Source organism: Paenibacillus sp. 32352 (assembly GCF_002042965.1).
Lineage (GTDB): Bacteria > Bacillota > Bacilli > Paenibacillales > NBRC-103111 > Paenibacillus_S > Paenibacillus_S vulneris.
This window is the reverse complement of the sequence record NZ_MZNT01000003.1, coordinates 337,726-359,731: the sequence shown is the minus strand read 5'-3', so window position 1 is coordinate 359,731 and position 22,006 is coordinate 337,726. Positions and strand designations below refer to the sequence as shown.

The 22,006-nt window shown below is 52.1% G+C and carries 12 protein-coding genes; 2 read left to right on the top strand and 10 right to left on the bottom strand.

The annotated features are described in order from the left end of the window. Nucleotides 1-24: 24 nt before the first annotated feature. From B1728_RS09330 to B1728_RS09320, 3 genes are all read right to left on the bottom strand, one after another. Complete coding sequence (locus tag B1728_RS09330) at nt 25-567, bottom strand: chromate transporter (protein ID WP_079909921.1); 543 nt, start codon at nt 565-567, stop codon at nt 25-27. A 31-nt stretch (nt 568-598) separates the two neighbouring features. Further along, nucleotides 599-1,252 (bottom strand): chromate transporter, encoded by a 654-nt coding sequence (locus B1728_RS09325; protein WP_079909920.1) that lies wholly within the window; start codon nt 1,250-1,252, stop codon nt 599-601. A 175-nt stretch (nt 1,253-1,427) separates the two neighbouring features. Further along, a complete protein-coding gene (locus B1728_RS09320; protein WP_079909919.1) occupies nt 1,428-2,600 on the bottom strand; it encodes a glycosyltransferase family 4 protein in 1,173 nt (390 codons plus the stop codon). A gap of 237 nt (nt 2,601-2,837) precedes the next feature. Here B1728_RS09320 and B1728_RS09315 point away from each other — a divergent pair, with 237 nt between their 5' ends. Further along, nucleotides 2,838-3,953: a YheC/YheD family endospore coat-associated protein gene (locus B1728_RS09315; protein WP_079909918.1), complete on the top strand. Its 1,116-nt coding sequence runs from the start codon at nt 2,838-2,840 to the stop codon at nt 3,951-3,953. A 67-nt stretch (nt 3,954-4,020) separates the two neighbouring features. Here the strand turns inward: B1728_RS09315 and B1728_RS09310 are convergent, their stop codons facing one another. From B1728_RS09310 to B1728_RS09300, 3 genes are all read right to left on the bottom strand, one after another. Further along, nucleotides 4,021-4,599, bottom strand: coding sequence for a DNA-3-methyladenine glycosylase I (locus B1728_RS09310; protein ID WP_079909917.1), 579 nt, complete (start codon nt 4,597-4,599; stop codon nt 4,021-4,023). A 103-nt stretch (nt 4,600-4,702) separates the two neighbouring features. After that, nucleotides 4,703-8,857, bottom strand: a complete 4,155-nt coding sequence (locus tag B1728_RS35745; protein ID WP_256865321.1) for an Ig-like domain-containing protein — start codon at nt 8,855-8,857, stop codon at nt 4,703-4,705. A gap of 233 nt (nt 8,858-9,090) precedes the next feature. Beyond that, nucleotides 9,091-9,876 carry an AraC family transcriptional regulator gene (locus tag B1728_RS09300; RefSeq protein WP_079909916.1) on the bottom strand — a complete coding sequence of 262 codons (786 nt, stop codon included), beginning with the start codon at nt 9,874-9,876 and terminating at the stop codon, nt 9,091-9,093. A gap of 167 nt (nt 9,877-10,043) precedes the next feature. Between B1728_RS09300 and pyk the strand changes: the two genes are divergently transcribed. Beyond that, nucleotides 10,044-11,462, top strand: coding sequence for a pyruvate kinase (pyk, locus tag B1728_RS09295; protein WP_079909915.1), 1,419 nt, complete (start codon nt 10,044-10,046; stop codon nt 11,460-11,462). Nucleotides 11,463-11,637: 175 nt separating this feature from the next. Here the strand turns inward: pyk and B1728_RS35740 are convergent, their stop codons facing one another. The 4 genes from B1728_RS35740 to B1728_RS09245 all read right to left on the bottom strand — a co-directional run bounded on the left by B1728_RS35740 (nt 11,638) and on the right by B1728_RS09245 (nt 21,876). Beyond that, nucleotides 11,638-18,483, bottom strand: a complete 6,846-nt coding sequence (locus B1728_RS35740; RefSeq protein ID WP_144027815.1) for a polysaccharide lyase family 8 super-sandwich domain-containing protein — start codon at nt 18,481-18,483, stop codon at nt 11,638-11,640. A gap of 162 nt (nt 18,484-18,645) precedes the next feature. Next, nucleotides 18,646-20,076, bottom strand: coding sequence for a sulfatase family protein (locus tag B1728_RS09255; RefSeq protein WP_079909914.1), 1,431 nt, complete (start codon nt 20,074-20,076; stop codon nt 18,646-18,648). A gap of 9 nt (nt 20,077-20,085) precedes the next feature. Then, nucleotides 20,086-20,964, bottom strand: a complete 879-nt coding sequence (locus B1728_RS09250) for a carbohydrate ABC transporter permease (RefSeq protein ID WP_079909913.1) — start codon at nt 20,962-20,964, stop codon at nt 20,086-20,088. A 24-nt stretch (nt 20,965-20,988) separates the two neighbouring features. Continuing rightward, nucleotides 20,989-21,876: a carbohydrate ABC transporter permease gene (locus B1728_RS09245; protein ID WP_079909912.1), complete on the bottom strand. Its 888-nt coding sequence runs from the start codon at nt 21,874-21,876 to the stop codon at nt 20,989-20,991. Between the last annotated feature and the right edge of the window lie 130 nt (nt 21,877-22,006).

Below are 22,006 nucleotides of genomic sequence, written 5' to 3'. Positions count from 1 at the left end.
CTGCAAACTCTATGAAAAACAATATTACTGGTAAAAAAAAGCCGTCCCCATCAAAGCAGATACAGACAGTACTACAAGCGGATGAAGCTTATATTTGACAATGCCTATCACCGCCAAGGCAAAAATAAGGAGCTGGGCAAGCGTATGTCCGTTCATTCCGAGCATCGTTTGGCCATTAACTCCAACACGATAAGCAGCAAAGACCACCATCGCCGCCACCATCGGTTTGAGGCCGTAAAATATCATCTGCATGAAGCCGCTGCTCCCCTTCTTATAAAAGAACAGCGCCAAAGCTATAATAATGATAAAAGAAGGGAGAATCATACCCAATACTGACGTTGCCGCCCCTGGAAGTCCCGCGGTATTATAACCGATAAGCACCGCGCTGTTCGTAGCGATCGGACCGGGTGATATGCCTGCCAGCGAAACCGCATCGGCGAACCGTTCCGGCGTCATCCACTGATGGCTCACTACTACCTCGTGCTCAATGACCGAGAGAATTGCGTACCCGCCGCCAAAGGAGACGAGACCTATTTTGAAAAAAGTTAAAAATAACGCCAGAAGCATACTAACGCCTCCCCCCCTGCCAGCAGCCCGATCAAATCCCGTCTCCCCAAATATATTGACCTGAGGCTGGCGCCGAAGCGGGTATGTCCTGCTGTTGTTTTTTATCTTCTGCTGCGAACGTTCCAAGCTTTTCTTTCCACTTGTACACTATGATACCTGCCAAGGTGCCCAGGAGCAGCAATATCGCCGGATGCAATCCCGAAAACCATAAGGCTGCCAGAGCGGCCAAAATAATAACTAGCGTCGCTTTATCGTGAACGGCGGATTTCCACATCCTCCATCCCGCGACAGCTATAAACGCAACGACCGCAGCATGAATTCCTTCGAATGCGGCAGTCACCTTCCCTGAATCCTGTACCGCAGAATAGCCTATGGTTAACAGGAGCATAATAGCAAATGTAGGCAGCGAGATTCCTATAACCGCGGCGATGGCACCCTGAAGTCCACCCAATCGGTATCCGATCAGCGTAGCCGCATTGACGCCAATTCCTCCCGGTGCAGAGCCTGCAATCGATAAAGCATCGCTAATTTCGTCTTCATCCATCCATTGGCGCTGCTCGACTATTTCTTTTTCTATAGCCGGAATCATAGCGTAGCCGCCGCCGAAGGTAATCGGGCTGATTTTACAGAAAGACCAGAACAATCCCCACAGTAAAGACGCCTTCTTTGTTTCTCTCTTTAACATGATGCAGCATCCCCCTGTCCGAACCTTGATGTGACCATTATAAACTACTTTTTATCTTTTTGGAATAAACCTTTGTATAAAAGTTTTTTATTTTTGTAGAAATGTTCGTTTATACCAAAAAAAGAGGCGAATATGCCCCTTAGTTCAGCGGAATACTATGAATTTCCTTCCGACTTTAATTCATTTTAGTTTTTTTAGAAGCAGATTGATACCAATCCATCCACCTGCGGGCTGTATGCTCCCAAGTAAACCGATCATGGACTCTGGCTATGCTGGCTTCGCCCATCCGTCTAAGCCGTTCCTGGTCCGTCAACAGCGCGCTTATCCATAAAGGGAGCTCCTTCCCAAGCAGCGGGATATCGATCAAATAACCTGTTGATCCATGCTCTATGATTTCCTTCATCCCTCCGGATCTCGTGGCGACCACCGGAACTCCGCACGCCATCGCCTCCACGTTGACAAGCCCGAACGCCTCCGTCTCGTTGGATGGAACCGCTAATATATCCGCCAGCCGGTACCAGCTGGATATCTCATCATGCGGAACAAAAGGAATAAATCGGACATGCTGCCGCAGCCCATCCGCCTGGCGATATAATTCCTGTACGTACGGCGTGACCTTATTCGACCCGTAGTGGGCACTGCCAATGATCAGCAGGACCGCTTCTGGCACCTGCCTGACGATTTGCGGCATAGCCTGAAGAAGGTGATGGACTCCTTTCATCTCAATCAGTCTGCCGACATACATAATAATCTTTTTACCGGTCAATCCCATTCTCTCCAGCATGCGCTCCCGTTCTCTCTCTCCCTCTTCCGACCAGCGGGTAACAAAATGATCCGTATCCACCCCCAGGTGATTCACAAGAACTTTGCGGTGCAGCTTGGGGAATGAGCGAATAAGCTGTTCCTTAAGAAACTCGCTGTTAACGATGATCCGGTTAGCCGCAGCCAGACAAGCCCGAAGCTCGACGTACCCGATATGCGGCTTGGAAACGAAGGTAAGCGAGTGAAGCACGAGCCATAGCCTGGCACGGGGAAATCGTCTGCGCAAATAGCGGATGTACCTGGGCCTGTTCTCAATCTGGATGACATGAGGTCGATAAGCAGCAAGCTTACGGCCTACGTTCCGAATATAGGCACGGGGAGAGGGAGCCCCAACCCTTACATACTTTACACCGTCTATGATTTCCTTTAGCGGTCTGCCTTTTGCCGCTTTACCGAATATCAGCGGTCTTGCCTCCTGCTTCAGCCGACGGGCCACCTGTTCGATCACAAGTTCCACCGAGCTGCTTTCCGCCGAGGGGATTACGAAGGAACCGGGAGATACGATAGCGATGACGGGACGATCCATGCCGCCGCCTCCTCTGCTAATAACTACTTATCCTGCAATGTATTCAACCGCAGAAGTATGCGGAACGCCCGGCATCCGCAACTTTGTATAATAGGGCAGGGAAAAGCGCAAGGGACATGCGCCCCAAGGTTCAATCAATGCCCACCGCACCTGTCCACACTGAACCGAACATTGCGGCATATGCTGTACCATATCTCTATCGGTAGTGCCAGTTTGTGTGAAAAAGGAGTGAGCCTCATGCTGCCATCCTATATAGGCATCCTCATCAATGATAAATTGTACCGCCGTCTATCCAGCGGGGATACAAGATATGAAGCAGTGCATTTTTATGTGGAAGCGGGCATGCAATATGGTTTAATCCCCTGTTTTTTCCGCATTCAGGATGTCCGCATAGGGAATCCCTCCATCAAAGCCTTCGTTATGGAAAATGACCAGTTTATCCGTAAAGCGGTACCAATGCCCCTGGTGATCCATAACCGGGCTATTTATCCCGGCCAACGCGAGCAGGACGAACTGCACTCCTGGGTGTGCAGCGGGACGCAGTTATTCAATCAATGGAACCGGTACGGCAAGCTGGAAACGCATCAGATTCTTATGAACGATGTTTCTTTGCGGCCCCATTTGCCTGGTACCTTCGAGGCAACAGAGTCCAATCTGCATACCATGATGAAGCTGTATGATAAAATGATCATTAAGCCCGACCGAAGCAGCGTCGGACGCGGTGTCATGCTACTGCAGCGTTCGGGTGACCGCTGGAGGCTTACTTATCCTGCCTACATCAGCACTCGCAATAAAAAGTGGCTGAATCTCGAATTCAAGGGGAGACGAATTCCTTCCCTTCTAAAGCAAAGATTCCGCAAGACCCAATATATCGTGCAGCAGCATTTGCCGCTGGCTACTTATCAGGGCAGGCCTTTCGACATGAGAGTGTCCGTTCAACGCGATGGAACCGGTGATTGGCAGGTAACCGGGCTCGTCGTCAAGGTTGCCGCCCCTAACCGGTTCCTGACCAATGTCGCTCAAGGCGGGTCCGTTCACCGGCTCGAGTCCATACTTGCCGAAGAATATCCTCATCTACAGCAAGAATGTGTTATCGAATCCATCCGCGGCTTCTCCCTTCGGGTAGCAAGACAGTTAGGCCAAAGCCTTCCTCATATGGCCGACCTCGGGCTGGATATCGGAATGACGACGGACGGCTTCCCTTTGTTTATCGAATGTAACGGCAAGGATCAGCGTTACAGTCTTCGGGAAGCCGGAATGTACGAGGAGTGGAAGGCATCCTTCTATAATCCGATTGCCTACTCCAAATATTTGCTGGATCATTACGCGCCAAAAATAGAAAGCGGCCCTTAATCAGGGCCGTTTTACCATTCGGGACTATTTTCGTGACGCACAAGATTACATAGCTTCATTAAGCGAGTTACTTCATGACCGGATCTGGACGATAGGCAATGCAATCCACGATATGGTCATTCACCATGCCTGTTGCCTGCATAAATGCATAGCATATCGTCGTTCCGACAAATTTGAAGCCCCGCTTGCGCAAATCCTTACTCATGGCATCTGATTGAGGCGTGCTGGCAGGAACCTCGCGGAGAGAAGACCATTGATTCCGGATCGGACTGCCGCCTACAAACTGCCAAATATAGGCGTCGAAGCTTCCGAATTGCTCGCGCACCTTCAGAAAAGCTTGTGCGTTCGTGACAGCAGCCTGTACCTTCAGCCGGTTGCGGATAATTCCTTCGTTGGATAATAGCTCGGCCATCTTCGCTTCATCATACTGAGCCACAAGCTCGGGATCGAAACCGTCAAAGGCAAGCCGGTAATGCTCCCGCTTCTTGAGCACGGTATACCAGCTTAACCCCGCCTGCGCTCCTTCCAGAATCAGCATCTCGAACAGCTTGCGATCATCATGAACAGGAACGCCCCATTCATGATCATGGTAATCCTTGTACAACGGGTCCTCATTGACCCAACCGCAGCGCGTAATTTCCTCCATGTCACCCTCCAGCTCATATGATAGCTTAATCATATCACAAAAAACCGCACATGTGTTCTGTTAATATCGAAAAAGGCGGCTGCACTCGTCAGCCGCCCCATCCTTATTCTTTGGGTCCCTGTCCGTTGGAAGCTCCGCGCTTGGTGGCGACAACCTCCCATACAACCGGATCGGAACGGTTGCCGGCCAGGTCAATGCCTTCAACAATGATTCGGTTTCTTCCTTGCTTAAGCGGCACAACGACGGAGTAGCTCAAATCTGCGTTTACTTGTGCGGCTATACCGTTTGCCGTCACGCTCCCCGGCTCGCTGATTTTCCCTGTCAGCGTGTAATTTCCTGCCTCGAGCTGATCATCCTTCCCGTTACCCGGACCGCCATGAGGATTACTAATGATGACGACAGGCTTCACAGTATCGTACGTAATGATGAGCGTTATAGGTTCCGCTTTATTGCCTAATGCATCGACAGCCGTAACCATAAATTCGTTTGGCCCTTTGACCAGATTGACCTGCTGCGTGAAACCAAGCCGTGCATCGACTGCGGTCTCCTTGCCGTTAATATACACTTTCCCCGGCTCGCTGATCGTTCCGGAGATCGTATACACCGCAGCGGTAACGGACCCGTTGTGCTGATTCAAGCTTATGACCGGCGCTACTGAATCGACAAACAAGGTAAGAACCACCGGCTCGGCATGGACGCCCGCCGCGTCTGCAGCCTCTATCTTGATCGTATTGCTTCCCTGGCTCAGATTCAGCGTACTGGAGAATTTCAAATCCGCTCCAACCTGCACCGCATTTCCGTTCACCTTGACGGTCGCCATACGGTTAATGCTGCCTGTAATGGTATAAGAGGACTTCGTAAGCGAGCCGCTCTGTTGGTCCACATGCAGGACAAGAGGACCGACTGGCGTGACCGATACCGCCGTGGAATAATCTCCTTCAATCGTATTATTCACTGCTGCCACAGCGTAAGTATACGTTTTATCATAGGCTAATCCTTGATCTGTGTAACTTAGATCAGTTTGTGTCGAAGCCAGCCAGCGGAACCGGCCGTCTCCTTCGCTTCGGTACAGATTATAGGAAGTCGCTCCTGGCAAAGCCGACCAGCTGATTTGGGCTGAATTGCCGTATACCGCAGCCGTTACCCCGGCGGGCGCCCCCGTGGAAGGAACCCCGATACGAACATTATCGATATATTCATTTACTTTATCTTTGGCGGAGGACAAGAAATCAATGGCGCTTAGCTTTGCAGCATCAGGCCATCCTTTATCCTTATGGAATGGAATGGTACCTGCTGAAGTCCCATTAATAAACACTTCCGCCATTTGAGTCTGGATATCCGCTACCACCTTCACATGATACCAGGTGTTGGGCTTAAATTCATTGTTGGCCGGCAGTGGAACCGCCTTGCCGTTGCTTGTATCGTTGTTCCGGTAATAGAAGCAGTAGGCCGTCGGGCATCCGGCTCCGTAGCCGGAGAAAATCTCGACGTACTGCTTGCCGAACGCGGTATCCAGCAGTCTCAACACCCTCGGGTAGTCTGCGCCGGCCGTTTGCATGACATCCACTTCGGCAATGACGGTTCCCGTCTGCGCCGGAAACGCTTTGGACGCCCTTGTCTGGCTTGTGCTGTCGTCGTACAAGTTCAGCAGCTTTTGGGAGCTATTCCCTGCTGGAGATGCTGGAACTTCATCCACCAGGATATGATTCTGATCGGTTCCCGGAATCGGTCGGCTATCGTAGCCTGCCGGCTGCCCTCCGGCATTCATGCCTTCAAAATCATCATGAATAAGGACCACCTCAGCCGGAGTACCGAGCAGCGCTCCGTTGCGTTCCTCAGAATATTCCAGACTTTCTCCGGAACCATTCACCGCTTTAATGACGTAGAAATAGTTCACCCCCGGCTCGACCTGCTTATCCAGGTATTCAAGTGACGAGACAGTTGCTATCGTCGTGTAAGGACCTCCCGGCGTCAAGCTGCGTTTCACCTGATAACCGGTCGCCCGTTCGGCCGCCGACCAGGATACCAGCAGATCCGACGCGCTGCGGGATACCGTGACCCCTGTCGGACGGTAAGGGACTGGAGCGATCTGTTCCAATTGGACCTGCGAAAAGAGCGATTTGTTATAGTTTTCAATCAGGTTATTTTCTTTGGCCGCATCCGCCATCAAGCCAATGTACACTTCATTCGCGTCCAGCGGCATCGATCCAATGGTCATCCAGTTCGTTCCTTCTTGTGAAATATAGCCTGTGACCGTGCCGCCGAACTTGACAATCTTCACATAATACGGCGGATTGATCGAAGGCAAAGGCGGGGTTTCCGCTACAGAAGCTCCCTCGGTATCTCTGCTGTAAAACTCCGCTACGTGTCCATCCCCTCGAACCGCCAAGCCCATGAGTGCCATACGGGATCCCGGTATCAGCTTTTCACGGATCATGACGCCGGCTTTTGCCAACGGGGTGGTATGGGTAATTTTATCGATACGAGCTACCAATTGCCCGTCGCCGACGAGCTTTTGATAGGCGAACTGGAAGGATTCCGGATTTACCGATATATTCCCGGAGCTCTTGACCGTAAAGACACCGTCATTCAGATTCGAGTGCCCCGGCAGTCCTGGAGTTCCGATATCTACAGCAGTCCATGGCGCAATATCACCAGACTGATTAATATGGACAGGAATTGCATCGGAATCCGTCGAGGTTCCCGAATTATCTATCGCTTTGGCCACAAGAAAATACGTTCCTTCCGGTACATCCGGCCAAATGAACTGATACGGAGCCGTATCATCCTCACCCAGCTTGACATTATTGCGATAAAACTCCACTTTGCTAATCGTACCATCAGGATCCAACGCTTCCGCGTTGATGGTGATCGTTGTGCCCTTGTCTGTAATCGTATTGACCGATGGGGTTGTAATCTGAATAACCGGGTTGAGGGAGCCGCTGCCGACGATCGAATTCAAATAATTTTCCAAATTTGTGTATCCGTCGCCGTTCATTTGGCCGTTGCGGTCCTCCGGATCGTTCGGATTGAGCCCGTGAGCCAGCTCCCACTCGTCCGGCATCCCGTCATGATCCGAGTCTTCAGGAGCAGGAGCACTGTTCAAGACAGGCCATCCTCCTACCTCGGCGGGCGAGTTGATTTGTCTGCCAGTACGGTTAATAACGTCATGGATGATCCGGGCGTCGACGGAATCGCGTTTAGGCAGAATAGCCCCTGCTTGCTCGAGCACCAGCTTATACGCTTCCTCCGGCGTATGGGTCGTTACCGGATAAGCCGGAACCGGCGAATACAGCCTTGTATTGGTAGGAGTAAACTCCTGAACCCCCAGCCAGTTATCCGCCGTTACTTCCGGCGATCCGTCGATATAGTTGCCGTCAATGTACCATTGCCCGTTCAAGCCGAGCTCATCGAGCACCAGGTCTCTTTTGGTAAGAAGCGTATCCGGTCCGTATTTATTATAGTTGTTGATCATGTTCACATTCGCGCTGCCGCCGCCGTATGCCGTCTTATAGTTCCAGTTGTAGACAACGTTGTTACGGTAATCGAGACTTCGCTTGTCTTCTTCCGTTCTGCCTTTAAAACGGGGGTTGCGGCTGCTGTTATGCACCAGCAAATTGTGATGATAGGACGTGTTGCCGGCGCCCCACAAGCCGCCGAAGCCGTGGCGTCCTTTTTCATGCTTGGACATATGCAAGGCTTCCCCGATAATGGACCACTGCACCGTCAGGTTATCCGTGGTCTGAGGTGACAGCACCTCATCTATCGCCCATTCGAAGGAACAGTGGTCGATAATAATGTTCTTGCGACCGTCAATCGACATCGAATCGCCTTCCGCCGGAGACTCGTCTCCCATCCGGAAACGCAAATACCTCATGATTATATTGTCTGCCTTCACATAGACAGAATAATTATTAATGCTGATCCCGTCGCCGGGGGCCGTCTGTCCGGCTATCGTCAGATTCGAGCCGGTGATAGTAAGCGATGACTGGAGCTGAATATTGCCGGACACGCGGAACACGATGGTCCGGTTGCTCTGACTTACCGCATCGCGCAACGAGCCGGGACCGGAGTCATTCAGGTTCGTGACCTCATACACCGTTCCCCCGCGTCCGCCTGTAGTATACATCCCCCCGCCTTCCGCACCGGGGAATGCCGGTATGCCTTGGCTTGCCCCAGGCGGATCAGCGGCATAAGCCGGAAAGGATGAAGCCAGTATTGCAGCAGACAGCAAGGACGAGCACAGCAGCTTTCTCACGTTCAATAAAGTTACCTCCCTACGGAAAATAGTCGTGGCTTCGAACGAATAGCCCTCATGATAACGCTTACAAAATTGGCCTCCTTTCATCTCGCTCATTGTTCCGCTGCAGCCGCAGTGAGCCGCTTTCCTGAATAAGCAGGCTGCACCTACAGATTAACCACATTTTTCCTATGAACCTATAGGGCTTTTTTTTCATTGAATAGGGGAAATACACTATTGTACAGCCGGAGTTACTGAGGGGGCGTCTCTCTTTCCTTCGTATATGCGGCAGGAGATGTTCCGGTTTCCCGTTTGAACACCCGGTGAAAATAGGACGGATCACAGTAGCCCAAATAGTCCGAAATATCACCGATAGTTCGCTGCGAGTGGGTCAGCAGGTAAATCGCGGTTTTCATCCGCAGGCCATGAACGTATTCGCCGATGGTCTGGCCGGTGACTCCGCTGAACAGCGCGGCGGCGTAATTGGGGCTCTTGTCGATGACCTCCCCCAAATCCTCCTTCGTCACCTTCTCCCGGTAATGGTTCTGAATATACGATTTCATCCGCTCGACATGCTGCTCTTTGGCCGACGACGGCTTTCCCTCATCCAGCTCCCGGTTCCAGTGGGTTAAAATTTCCAGAGCCAGGGACTGGCACATTGCCTCACGGTAAGGAAGCCGTTCCTTCCACTCCTCGTTCATCATCCGGAATCGCTGGTACAGCAGCTCATATTTCCCGGTCTTCCATTTGCAAAATTCATTGGCTGTTAGCAGCGGCAGCAAGGGGGACGAGCCGTCCTTCAGGAACGATACGACGTACTTCTCGTGGGTTACTGTAGGGATACTTTTTCCGTAAAAAGGAACCCCGGTCGGGATTAGCAGCAAATCCCCCTTTTCCAGCATCACCTTTTCGTGGTTAACCCAATACAGGCATTTGCCGTAGCTTACGAGAACCAGGACATCATACGGAGCTCCTTCCTCATGCTCCTCAAACCAATGGACCCCCGTATCCTGACGAACCGTTTGGACGTAAATCATGCGACGACTCCTTTCCCCTCATAGGCTGCATGGCTGTTTATTATGCAAAACTCACTCAAATATTATCATACTATTATACATTTAGCGTACTATATTTCATAGTATTATTCGACAAATTTCCCTACAATGAGGTTCAACAGCATCAATACAGAGGAGTGGAACAAACGATGACACGCAAAACAAAAATATTATGCACGATGGGACCTGCCTGTGACTCCGTAGAAACGCTGAAGGAATTGATCCGTTCCGGGATGAACGGCGCCCGTATTAATATGGCTCATGGAGAGCTGTCCGATCATGCCGGAAGAATCGCAAGAGTTCGCCAGGCGGCTGAAGAGCTGGGGGCGACGGTCTCCATTCTTATCGATATTAAAGGACCCGAAATTCGTACCGGCCTGTTGGAGGAGCCCTCTTACGAGCTGCGTACAGACGATACGATCACATTGACGACCGAACAAGTCAAAGGAACGGCCAAACGCATTTCCGTGTCCTACCCGCAGCTGACGCAGGATGTGACGGTAGGCTCGCGCATCTTGATCGATGACGGCTTGATCGAGCTGAAGGTTGAGTCGATCCAGGGCACGGAGATTGAATGCCGTATTTTGAACGGCGGTGTAGTCAAGTCGCGCAAGGGCGTCAACTTGCCGGGTGTGCGTACCTCGCTGCCAGGCGTAACGGAAAGAGACGTCCAGCACATTCAATTCGCAGTCGAGCAAAATGTCGACTTTATCGCCGCTTCCTTCGTTCGCAAAGCAAGCGACATCATGGAAATCCGGCGTATTCTCGAGGAAAAGAAGGCTACCCACATTCAAATCATCTCGAAAATCGAAAATGAGGAAGGCGTCATCAATCTGGACGAAATTCTGGAAGCATCCGACGGGCTTATGGTCGCTCGGGGTGACCTCGGGGTAGAAATTCCGGTCGAAGACGTGCCGATCATTCAAAAGCAAATGATTCAAAAAAGCAACGCGGTCGGCAAAACGGTTATTACCGCAACGCATATGCTCGATTCGATGCAATCGAACCCTCGTCCTACGCGCGCAGAAGCAAGCGACGTAGCCAACGCCGTATATGATGGAACCGACGTCTTGATGCTGTCCGGTGAAACCGCCGCAGGCAAGTACCCGGTCGAATCCGTGCGCACCATGGCTGCCATCGCCGCGAATATCGAGGAAGTGCTGCCGTATGAAGAGATGCTGGGGGGCAAGTCGGAGCTCCGCAAAACGAATATTACGGAAGTCATCAGCCGGGCTGCCGTAGGCTCGTCGCTCGACTTGAACGCCAAAGCCATCCTTACCCCGACAGAAAGCGGCTTTAGCGCAAGAATGGTATCCAAGTACCGTCCTAAATCGCCTATTATCGCTGTAACGGCGAATGACTGGGTGCAGCGCAGACTTACGCTGTGCTGGGGAGTAACCCCGGTTCTGGGACCTAAAGTGGAATCGACCGACGCCATGTTCGAATCGGCACTGCAGGCCGGCTTACAGACTGGTCTCATTGAATCCGGCGACCTTGTTGTCGTATCCGCGGGAGTGCCTGTAGGGCAATCCGGCTCGACCAATTTGATTAAAATTCAACATGTTTAATAGCAAACAAGCAGCAGAGCCTGATCACAGGTTCCGCTGCTTGTTTTCATTTTAGGATGATAAGGCCGCTTAAAGTGCTTTGTAGTAAAGAACGGTCTAGTCGGCATTAAATCAACTTGAGAACATTGTTCTTCATTAAAAGTCCTTTTGATAAAAGTCTCGGTTTCGATGATTTCTATTGGTTGATAAACAGACGGTACATGAGCTCCGCCGCTTCAGCTCGGGTCAGCTGCCCTGCCGGATTCAAGCGCAGTTGATCATCCCCTGCCAGTAAATGATGCTGCAGCAAGACGGCCATTGCTTCCCTTGCATAGTGGGATACTGTTGCCCCATCCTCAAAGTCGTTCAGCCGGTTAAGGGATGAAGCGGCCGGCCTTTCTCCAGGATACAGAGCTTTGACTATCAAAACAGCCGCATCTTGACGATGCATCATCATCGCCGGTGCAAACCGGTCCGCACTTACTCCTTCTATCCATCCTGCTTTGTAGGCCAACTGAACCCATCCGTATTCCCAAGCGTCCGCATCCACATCCTTGAAGGGCAGTGAATAATCATTGCTCTCGGGCTTGGTTGAGCCGCCCTTTACCAGGCTTGCCAGCAGCTTGACGAATTCTGCCCTAGTCATAGGGTCATCAGGATGGAATCGGGACATACCGCTTCCTTCTAATATCCCTTTGGCCGCTAGGGTAGAAACAGCCTTCGATGCCCAATGGGAGGCGGGAACGTCTTGAAAAGTAACTGGATTCGGCATTATCGCATACGTGCTGAAATGATTCGTTGAGAAGTGCATGCTGCTGGTTATTGCATCGTATCTTCCCGCTTTATTTTCCTTCCGTCCTGCATCGTCCATATAAAAAACGGTAAGCAAATCCGTATCTACGTTCGGGTCAGCTTTATAAGGAAGTTGAATAGCCAAAGGCTTTAAAAATTGGCGTACCGGTTGTGCCTCTCCTCCCTTTGGTATTGCTTGCAGCTTCAAGCTGAACTTGGGATAAGAACCTTGTGAATCTTTGATCACTTCAAGCTGCAGCATATCAGCATCTATTAGCGGCAGGGCATCAGGTGCCCAATGAATCGCAACACCATTCATTTGTGTAAGTACTGTGCGGTCTGGCGATACAAAAAGGGATGCCGGTACGCTGAGTGCGACAGGCAAGTCATCCGCTGCCGATTGTACACGAAGGGTCACTATTGGGGAAGCGACCGATAGACTTTTCGATGACAAGCGCTGGAGTACGGCATCTCGCAATGTATCCGCTGCTCGAAGCTTAGCCTCAAGCTCTTCAGCCGATAGTGTCGCTGCCAATCGGTCTGAGGTTCTTACAGCCGGAAGCTCGAAAGTAAATGCGTCTTGCAGTATCGCATCTGCTGCCTGCATTAACTGACTGTCGGTTCCGCCCGTCCGCATCAGGCGGTCCAGCGCTTCCATTGCCGCACTCGGTGTCGTGCTTGCGCCGCTTCCACCGGTGCCTCCAGCGCTGCCTCCGTCGCTTCCACCGCTGCCTCCGCCGCTTCCGCTTCCGCCCGTGCCTCCGCCACTTCCGCTTCCGCCCGTACCTCCGCCACTTCCACCTGCACCGCTGCCTCCGCCGCTTCCGCTTCCGCCCGCGCCTCCGTCACTTCCGCTTCCGCCGGTGCCCCCGTCGCTTCCGCTTCCACCGCTGCCTCCGCCGCTTCCGCCTCCGCCCGTGCCTCCGTCACTTCCGCCTCCGCCGGTGCCTCCGCCGCTTCCGCTTCCGCCGGTGCCTCCGCCGCTTCCGACTCCACCGGTGCCTCCGTCGCTTCCGCCTCCGCCGGGCTCAGCGGCGACAGTCACCTCGCTGAACGCTCGTTCTGTTCCGTCGGCTGTTCGCACCGTAATGGTCGCCGCTCCGGGTGCTATTGCAGTTACATGTCCATAGACGTCAATCGTTACGGATTGCGCATTCAATGTTTCATAGACCAGAGCGCCGTTTACGGCACCGGTCGGAGCAACCGACGCAAACAGCGAAGCCGTTTCACCCATTTTTAAAGACATTGTCTCCGGTGTCACCGTTACCCGCTCCGCCATGGGAACGAACGTATATACTTTAACGTCATCGATATAAACCGGCGCGTCGACTGCCCCGTAGCTGGTGCTGAACCGGATGCCGTCAATAGGGCCGCCTTGATTCCAGAATGGCGCATCCACGGCCGCCTGCCGCCCATCCAAATACACCTGAAACAGCTGCCTGCTGACATCGACATCCAGCTTTACAGTATGCCAATTTAATACGGGCACCTTGACCAAATCGGTCGTCACACTCCCGGGACCGGTCAGCTTCAAGGTTCCATTCGAGCTAAGCTTGGCTATTGAGGTACTGCCGCTCATCAGCTCAAAGGCAGAGAATTTGCCCGTATTTTTCTCGTAAAAGCGCCACTCTACCCCCAGTTTCCCGGACTGCGGCGCAAATGTTTTTAACGCGGAATCCAAGAACTTGGCATCGTTATCGTTAAGCAGCAAGCTTTTATTCACAGCGGACGGCATTGCTTGAACGGATACCTCCGCCGTTGCCGCCTTATCGGCTATCGTCCATCCCGCAGGTTTCGTGCCGGTCACAGCATCATTGAACGTTTCGTTGACGAGCGATACGGCACCGAATTTATAGATGATGACATTATCGATATATAGAACGGATGAAGCATCCTGCACGCCGGTTTGAATTTGCAGGGAGTCGATCCCGCTGCCAGGCCGGCTGAATTCCGCTCTCCATGCTCCCAGCTTCCCGTTTAAGTACAGATCATATGTGTTGGCAGCCGGATCAATACGCAGCTTCAGTATGCTCCACTGATTTACCGGAACATCGGCCAGGGGAATGCTCGCTCCGCTGGCATCGATACGGCTCAGCTTATCACCGGCTTTTAGTGTAATGACCGGCGTTCCGCCGTCCATCAGCTCGAAGGTTTGAGTGGCTCCAGCCGATGTTGAAGCAAAGCTCCATTCTATGTCCACCTTACCCTTTTGCATCAGAAACGGCCGCTTAGCCGTCACTGTGCCTGTGCCGTTCCTGTCTATCAAGCGCAGGGCCAGCCCGTCCGTATTGGACAAGGGTACTAAAGCAGCAGATGTATTTCTGTCCGCGGATATGATCCATTCCAACGGTTGATTTCCCTGGATTTGATCGTCGAAGACATCATACACATGGGTTATCGGTTCGCTATCCGGCAGCGGAGCCGGAAGATTAACCGGTTCCTGGATAGGCGCTTCCGGATCCGGTCGCGGCTTGAGCGGGTCCGTATCGAACACCACGTTCAGCGACTTCCCTAAGGTGCCTCCGGTATTGACCGTCAATTTGATGGTAGGTGCGAGTTGGGTAACGAACACCTGGGGATCCGAGGACAGCACTCCCGCAGCCGACCGGTCCAGCTCCAGCTCTATAGCACCCGTGTTTTCCAGTGTCGGGTCGGATACGGCCAGCTCCAGCCTATTAGAGCCTGCCAGCTCGCGAACCATAACCGATGCCTGTCTGCTGCTCGTTATGAAATCAACCTTTTTCAATGCGTCCTTCCAAAAATGAACCCCCGTGATCTGGAGACTCTTCTCATACACCGCCTGAGCATCCGGGGAGTTCTCCAGTATAGTAACGCTTGGGTTAGCCGAGTATGCTCCTGTCTCCGCGGCCGAACGGTTCGGAAGCAGGATATAGCTGTACGTCTCGTTGTACGGATTGCTTCCATGATTCAGCCACATCGTCATAAAACGGTTCGTTCTCGGATCAGTTGAAATCGACGGGTTATCGTTAATGTCCTTCCATGTCCCTGTACGCTGCTCTCTCAGCATGTTAAGGTTTGCGGTCTCCGGGAACACGTACCCGATGTCCGATCCTGGAACATTACCTGACAAATGCGCCCAATGCACACCATCTTTGACTGCGGACCAGCCCAAAGCAGAAGGCATCCGGTCACCGTCCACAATAAACCCATTATCTCCCGCCCCATTCAGCTTCCGCTGCTCAACCGTTGTTTCAATGGGACGATTATCACTGCTGTTGATTCCTGAGCCAAGGGCGACAATCTCTTTATCGAACATAAACCAGGATTTATTCGCCGTAAGCGAGGTCCCAATCTGGCGCAGGTTCATCCCCGATGACCCATATTCGCCGAGAGTCACTCCACCTGCCCAAGCATTAGCTGGCGTACCCTCGCCATCCCCATATTGATAATGAGGCACCGTTCGTTCCCTCGTATCTACCGTAGTCCCGGGAAGCCGGTACCAATTGACGGTAGGCCAGAAATCACCCATATACTGGCTGGAATCCCCGTTATACAAATACGTCATTCCGTCGCCGGTGTACCACCCCTTGCCGTTCTCTCCATTGGTCAGCTCATAGGTTTGAATACGTTTGGAGCTTTTGCTGACCCCGAATGCGTAATCTTGACCCCGATGGACGGACCGCCCCATGGCATTCAATTCAAAATGCGCAGGAGCATCGCCTTGGGCGGCAATAGAAGGATCGGCCATCCACTGCTTCACCGTCTGCATTGTCTCAATATCCGTGATTTGCTTGTAATAGTTGTAAGTCGGATTGGCCAGCAAGTAGTGCTTAATCAAGCTCTTAATGGTCTCTGCATCCTGCTGCGGCGCGAATTGGGCCAAGCGGGCCATCGCGCCGATAATGCCTCCGGCTGCCGTGTTGCCAGTATTGTTCTCTCTGGCGATAGCACGGCCTCGTACCATATCCATGACTTGCCCGTTATAAATGACGGGGGCAAAGGCATCCTTAACCCATCGGTACACGTTGGACACTTGCGGGTCCTTTACGCTCCAAGTTGTCCCCTGCAGCATAAACAGCAAATTGCCTGCTCCACGGATTAACACTTCACCGTAGCTTCCCGTATAAGCAACGGTAGAGTGCTGGACGAACGAACCATCCTCGTAAAACCCGTCTCCCGCGGTTACATACGGGAACAAGGGGCTCATTTGCTCCCGGACGTTTCCTAGACGGACCGGATCTTTTTGAACGACGCCCATAAGCAATTCCGCCGTTAAAATATCCGTCCGGTTGGCGCCGGTCTGCGTAAAGGTCGGGAGAGAAATATCGCCGATATAATGGTCCATCGTTCGGACATACCGCTCAATTTGATCCTTCGTCAAATCATCGTAAAGCAGCACCATAAGATCCGCCAGCTTAAGCGGAACGCCAATTTGCCAATTCCACCAGTTTCCATACGGATTCCCGGCTTCGTTATATTGATCCCGGTATAGAAATTCCATCGCTTCTATAATATCGTCTCTCAGACCGTAATGATGATACAGCGCTCCGCCCTTCATGGAATACGCAAGCGCCATCGTCTTTAATCGGGCATAGTTGCTGGTCACAAAATCGGATGTATCTGCCGAGGGAGGAATGTCATCCCATAACAAGGCACGGTCCGAGTTCGTATGGAGCGTCCTCCAATATTGGGACGCATTGCTATTGGTCGAATTGATAATAGCGGCGATATCGGGATCATTCCTATCGAAAGAAGCTCCTCCATCGAGCGACTTCTTCCATTTGAGCCTCATCCGGTCATACTCGTCACCTTCGTTCGGGTCACGCTGCTGAACAGTAATGAACGAGGCTGCCGTCTTACCGCCATCCTGGGAAGTGACGGTAACGGTTGCTGTTCCAGGCTTCCAGGATTGAATCCTGCCTGCTCCATCCACAGATGCAACATCCGGTTGGCTCGACGACCAGGTCACATTCAGATTCGTCGCATCGGACGGCGTAAAACGCGGCCTTAAAGTGATTTCATCCTGAACATCCATGGCAATGTTCGACGGCAGCGCTATGGACTGCACGGGAACGGAAGCGATACTTACCGTTACAAGGGTAGAGGCCGTCTTCCCTCCGTCTACCGCTCTGGCGGTAATGACAGCCTGACCCGTCGATACTCCGGTCACGACACCGGATGCATCTACGGTTGCAACCTCAGGCTTGTCGCTGGACCACTCCAGACGCGGATCGCTGGCATCAGCCGGCTCGATCACCGCCTGAAGCGGGAGCTTGGAGCCCACAGCTGCTTGAGCCGTTGGAGGAAGCAAGACATTTTGTACCGGGACATATGTCATCACCGACACCTCCGCCGAAGCAGTCTGGTTCCCATCTAAAGCGCGAGCCGTTATCACCGAAGTCCCATTACTGACACCGCTTACAATTCCCCGGTCATCCACCGTCGCCACCGCCGGATTGCTTGAGGACCATTGAATCCGCTGGTCGGACGGATCAGCCGGTGTCCAAACCAGAGAGGCAGCGGCGGAAATCGAGCTTCCCGAGGCAATAGACATACTGGCCGGGAGCGCGATGGCGGTTACCGGAACAAACTCGGATATCTTCACATCATCAATCACCATACTCCCTGCAGAGCCGTCAGCACCCGTCTGGGAAAATTTAATAGATGAAATTTTGTCCCACTGCGCGGGAAGAGCCGTGCCAAGAAGTACGGGCTGATCATTCAGGAACACATCCATCAAACGGTTTGTATTGTCTACAAATGCCCGCAGCTTATACCACGTATCAGCCTTATAGGTGCCGATATCCTTGGTGTAGGCCTTCATTTTCCCAGCCGTATCCACACTTAGAGGCGTAACATAAATACCGCTGGAGCTTCTCAGCTCAAACACACTTCGTGGGTGTGCTGTGTCGGAAAACATAGCGCCTGACTCCAGAACAACCTTTCCGCCTATGGGAGTAGAAAGTGTTCTTGCCGTATTGACGACCTTCCCGGGGGTTGTTGCAACAAGTCTCAAGCTTCGATCTGCACGGGTGTAAACTATCTCCCCTACCGCATAATCGCCTGTTGTGACATTTGCATTGTACAGTCCCCAGTTGCCTCCGGTTTCCGCTGTCGGTCCTGACGTAGATGGCGTTGCAGGATACGTATCAAAAGTGGCTTTGACGTAAACGATACCTGCTGCCTTCACCTCCGTGTACCCTGCCCAAACAGAAAAGGTCGAGATGATAAGAGTGAAAACCAACAATCTGGATACAGAAGATGTAACGCCCTTCCATTGCTTCAACATGCTTTACCCTCCTTCATTATGAGTTTGAAGCATCCAATTATGTATGCGCTATCAAATCCTTTCAAAAAATAAGTATGTATAGGGAAAATAACCTGCACGCCCGAAGACGTGATCAGGTTATTTCTGCTGGCTTCTGCCTCGCAGCCACACTTACTTGAACAGCTATAATTCAAAAGGATCGTCCATCCTTAGGAGCCAGGCTTGAAGCTCCGCGTTCAACTGCTGTGCCACAGGGTGCTGGGATGCTTTTTGCAATGGCAGCGGGTTCAGCTGATAAGGGTCCTCCTTCAGATCATACAGCAGCCTCAAGCAAAAATTCGGATCTACCGCGGAGTACCCCCGATGCACGACATATGTGTATTGCAGGGTCCGTACCGCTCTCCACCCGTATCGTTTATTATCCAGCCCCTGGGCGGCGAACTGCTCCATCACATCCTTGCGGCCTGGAAAGGCACACAGGAAAGCGGGATTGTTCGGAGCGGGCTCCAGTCCGAGCACGGCGCGAGAATAGTCACAGCCTTCTACCGTCGATGGAACCTCCAGTCCCGCAAGCCCCAGCAGCGTCGGCATAATATCTACGCTATTGAACAGCAAATCCGTTCTTCCTGCTTGTATCTTCTCCGGCCATTTCATAAGGCAGGGAATGCCGATCGATTCCTCATGCCACGAATGCTTGGCCATTAATCCGTGTGCTCCCATCAGCTCGCCGTGATCCGAAGACAGCACGATCAATGTATTTTGCTCCAGACCAAGCTCCTTTAACTCGCGCACGATCCTTCCGAACTGTTCGTCGATTCCCGTAACGGCCGCACAGTAATCCCTCATATACCGCTCCAGATTGTCCATCCCGTCCTCGATGGGCTCACCTGTATGGGCGGCTAGCCCCTCTGCTTTCACATTGGGACGCCACTTCAACGGAACGTCCTTATACCGCTCTTTATACTTTTCCGGCACTTGATCAAAAGGACTATGCGGAGGATTCCACGACAAGAACAATGCGAATGGAGATTTTTGACCGCTTTGCCCACGCAAATAGCTTATCGCCATATCGGTTTCGTGCTCGACGGACCATTGGTTGACCTGAATCATCTCCGGCGTGTCCTTCCAATAATGGGGCGTCAAATGCTCGTCATAAGTTCCATAGGAATACCAGTAATCGAAGCCGTGTCTTTTGGGACCCGGAGGTGTGTAAGCATCCCAGCCAGCAGCGCCGGAGACAGGATGCTCTGTCACATTTTGCTCCGGCAGGTCCAGATGCCACTTACCGATATAACCGGTACGGTACCCGCCATGCTTGAGAACATCTCCGATTCCTATCGCATCCTCACGAAGCGCAATATCGGCGCCAAGCTTGCAGTTCGTATACACCCCGTTCGTCTGCGGGTACGTTCCCGTCATTAAAGCCGCCCGATGCGGCGAGCACAGAGGCGTACAGCTAACGGCATGATCGAAGACCAGACTGTCTTTGGCGAAAGCATCGATATTCGGCGTCCACACCACGTCCTCCTGCCGAAAGCCGGCAGCCTGCCTGCGCCATTGATCGGCGAAAATGTAGACGATATTCGGCCTGTTTCTCTTTTGCGCGTCACTCATCACAGCCTATCACCCTTTCACGGCTCCGGCGGAAATGCCTTCCACGAAATGATCCTGCGCCATAAAGTAAATGATGATGGTCGGAATAATGGCACATACGGCGGCAGCCATCAGAGGCGCGTATTCCGTCGCATGCTCTGTCTGGAAGTGCTGCATCCCGAGCTGCAGTGTAAATAACTTATCGTCGTTCAAATAAATGAGCGGCCCGAGGAAGTCGTTCCACGAATGCATGAAGGTAAAGATCGTAAGGCTTGCGATAGCAGGACGTGTCAAAGGCATAATGATTCGGGCAAAAATACCGAACTCGCTCAACCCGTCGATACGAGCCGCTTCCGACAGCTCCTCGGGAATCGACATATAAAACTGCCGGAATAAGAAGACGCCGAACGGACTGAAGGCTCCAAGCAAAATAAGCGCCCAATGCGAGTTTAACAGCCCGAAATGCTTCATCAGCAAAAACTGCGGAATCATCATCACCTGGAACGGTATCATCATCGTCGTGATGTATAAGAAGAACAATTTGTCCCGCTCCGGGAACCTTACCTTAGCAAAGGCATAAGCGGCCATGGAGCAGGTGATGATCTGCAGCAGCGTCGTGCTGACGGCAATTTTGATCGTGTTCAAATAGTAAGTGAAAAACGGAAGATCCTGCCATACCTTCGAATAGTTCGAGAAGTAGAACGTACTCGGTATCCACTGGATCGGAAACCCGAACACCTCTGCCTCCGATTTGAAAGATGCCGATATCATCCACAAGAACGGCAGAATCATCGAGCCTGCGACGGCTATCAGCACGATATAAAGTAATCCTTTACTCACCCACGCTCCGGACGAGCGGGACAGCTTCAAGGAATGCGGTTGTTTGGAAGTTTGTGCGACTGAGTTCATTCTCTTGTCATCCCCGTTCGTCGGTTAGTAGTTGACCCATTTTTTCTGGCCGCGGAATTGAATAATGGTAATAAGAACAATGATGGCGAACATCACGTAAGCCATGGCCGATGCATAGCCGTATTCATATCTTTGGAAGGCCGTATAGTAAATATCGTACACGAGCACGTGCGTCGAGCGCCCCGGCCCTCCCTTGGTCAGCAGGAAGATCAGATCGAATACTTTAAACGAATTGATGATGCCCATAATAATCGTGAAAAAAATGACCGGCGACAGCATCGGAATCGTAATTTTGATGAGTTGTGACAGCTTGCCCGCCCCATCGATCTCCGCCGCCTCGTACAAGTCCTTCGGAATCCCTTGAAGACCCGCAAGATACAGCACCATGTAATAGCCGACATTTTGCCAGATCGTGACTATAATGACCGAGAACAGCGCCCATTGGGTGGAAGCCAGCCATCCCGGGGGATTCTCGATACCCACACTTCGCAGAATTCCGTTGATAGGCCCCATCGTCGGGTTGAACAGCAGCTGCCATACGACCGCAACGGCAATGGTCGCTGTAATATGGGGAAGAAATATCGCAGTGCGGAATATTTTGAGCCCTTTGATGCCTTTGTTCAGCGCTACGGCAGCCAATATAGCCAGCAGCAGCGTCAGCGGAACCGATACGACCATCATCACGATACTGTTCAGAAGCGAGATGCGGAACGATTCGTCGCCGATCAGTCTTTTATAGTTATCAAGGCCTGCGAAGGTAATATCTCCGAAGCCGTTCCAATCGGTGAAGCTCATTACGAATGATGCCATAACCGGAAAGCAGATGAACGTCAGGAAGCCGAGGATATTAGGGAGCAAAAAAGCATACCCTACCAGCCGATTTCTTCTTGTTAGCGCTCTGGATGCCTGCATGCGGTCCAACTCCCTCCTGTTGTTGGTGTTCCCATTAGTCTTTGATAAAGTGCAGCTGTCCGTGGGGAAAATGCCTTCATCCGGCTCAAACATCTTGTTTATCGTCAATTGGAATTTCTTTTATGGTGTT

Excerpts from the sequence above, each read along its gene's own strand:
- B1728_RS09330 (WP_079909921.1), bottom strand. The coding sequence starts at position 567 with ATGCTTCTGGCGTTATTTTTAACTTTTTTCAAAATAGGTCTCGTCTCC.
- B1728_RS09325 (WP_079909920.1), bottom strand. The coding sequence starts at position 1,252 with ATGTTAAAGAGAGAAACAAAGAAGGCGTCTTTACTGTGGGGATTGTTC.
- B1728_RS09320 (WP_079909919.1), bottom strand. The coding sequence starts at position 2,600 with ATGGATCGTCCCGTCATCGCTATCGTATCTCCCGGTTCCTTCGTAATC.
- B1728_RS09315 (WP_079909918.1), top strand. The coding sequence starts at position 2,838 with ATGCTGCCATCCTATATAGGCATCCTCATCAATGATAAATTGTACCGC.
- B1728_RS09310 (WP_079909917.1), bottom strand. The coding sequence starts at position 4,599 with ATGGAGGAAATTACGCGCTGCGGTTGGGTCAATGAGGACCCGTTGTAC.
- B1728_RS09300 (WP_079909916.1), bottom strand. The coding sequence starts at position 9,876 with ATGATTTACGTCCAAACGGTTCGTCAGGATACGGGGGTCCATTGGTTT.
- pyk (WP_079909915.1), top strand. The coding sequence starts at position 10,044 with ATGACACGCAAAACAAAAATATTATGCACGATGGGACCTGCCTGTGAC.
- B1728_RS35740 (WP_144027815.1), bottom strand. The coding sequence starts at position 18,483 with ATGTTGAAGCAATGGAAGGGCGTTACATCTTCTGTATCCAGATTGTTG.
- B1728_RS09255 (WP_079909914.1), bottom strand. The coding sequence starts at position 20,076 with ATGAGTGACGCGCAAAAGAGAAACAGGCCGAATATCGTCTACATTTTC.
- B1728_RS09250 (WP_079909913.1), bottom strand. The coding sequence starts at position 20,964 with ATGAACTCAGTCGCACAAACTTCCAAACAACCGCATTCCTTGAAGCTG.
- B1728_RS09245 (WP_079909912.1), bottom strand. The coding sequence starts at position 21,876 with ATGCAGGCATCCAGAGCGCTAACAAGAAGAAATCGGCTGGTAGGGTAT.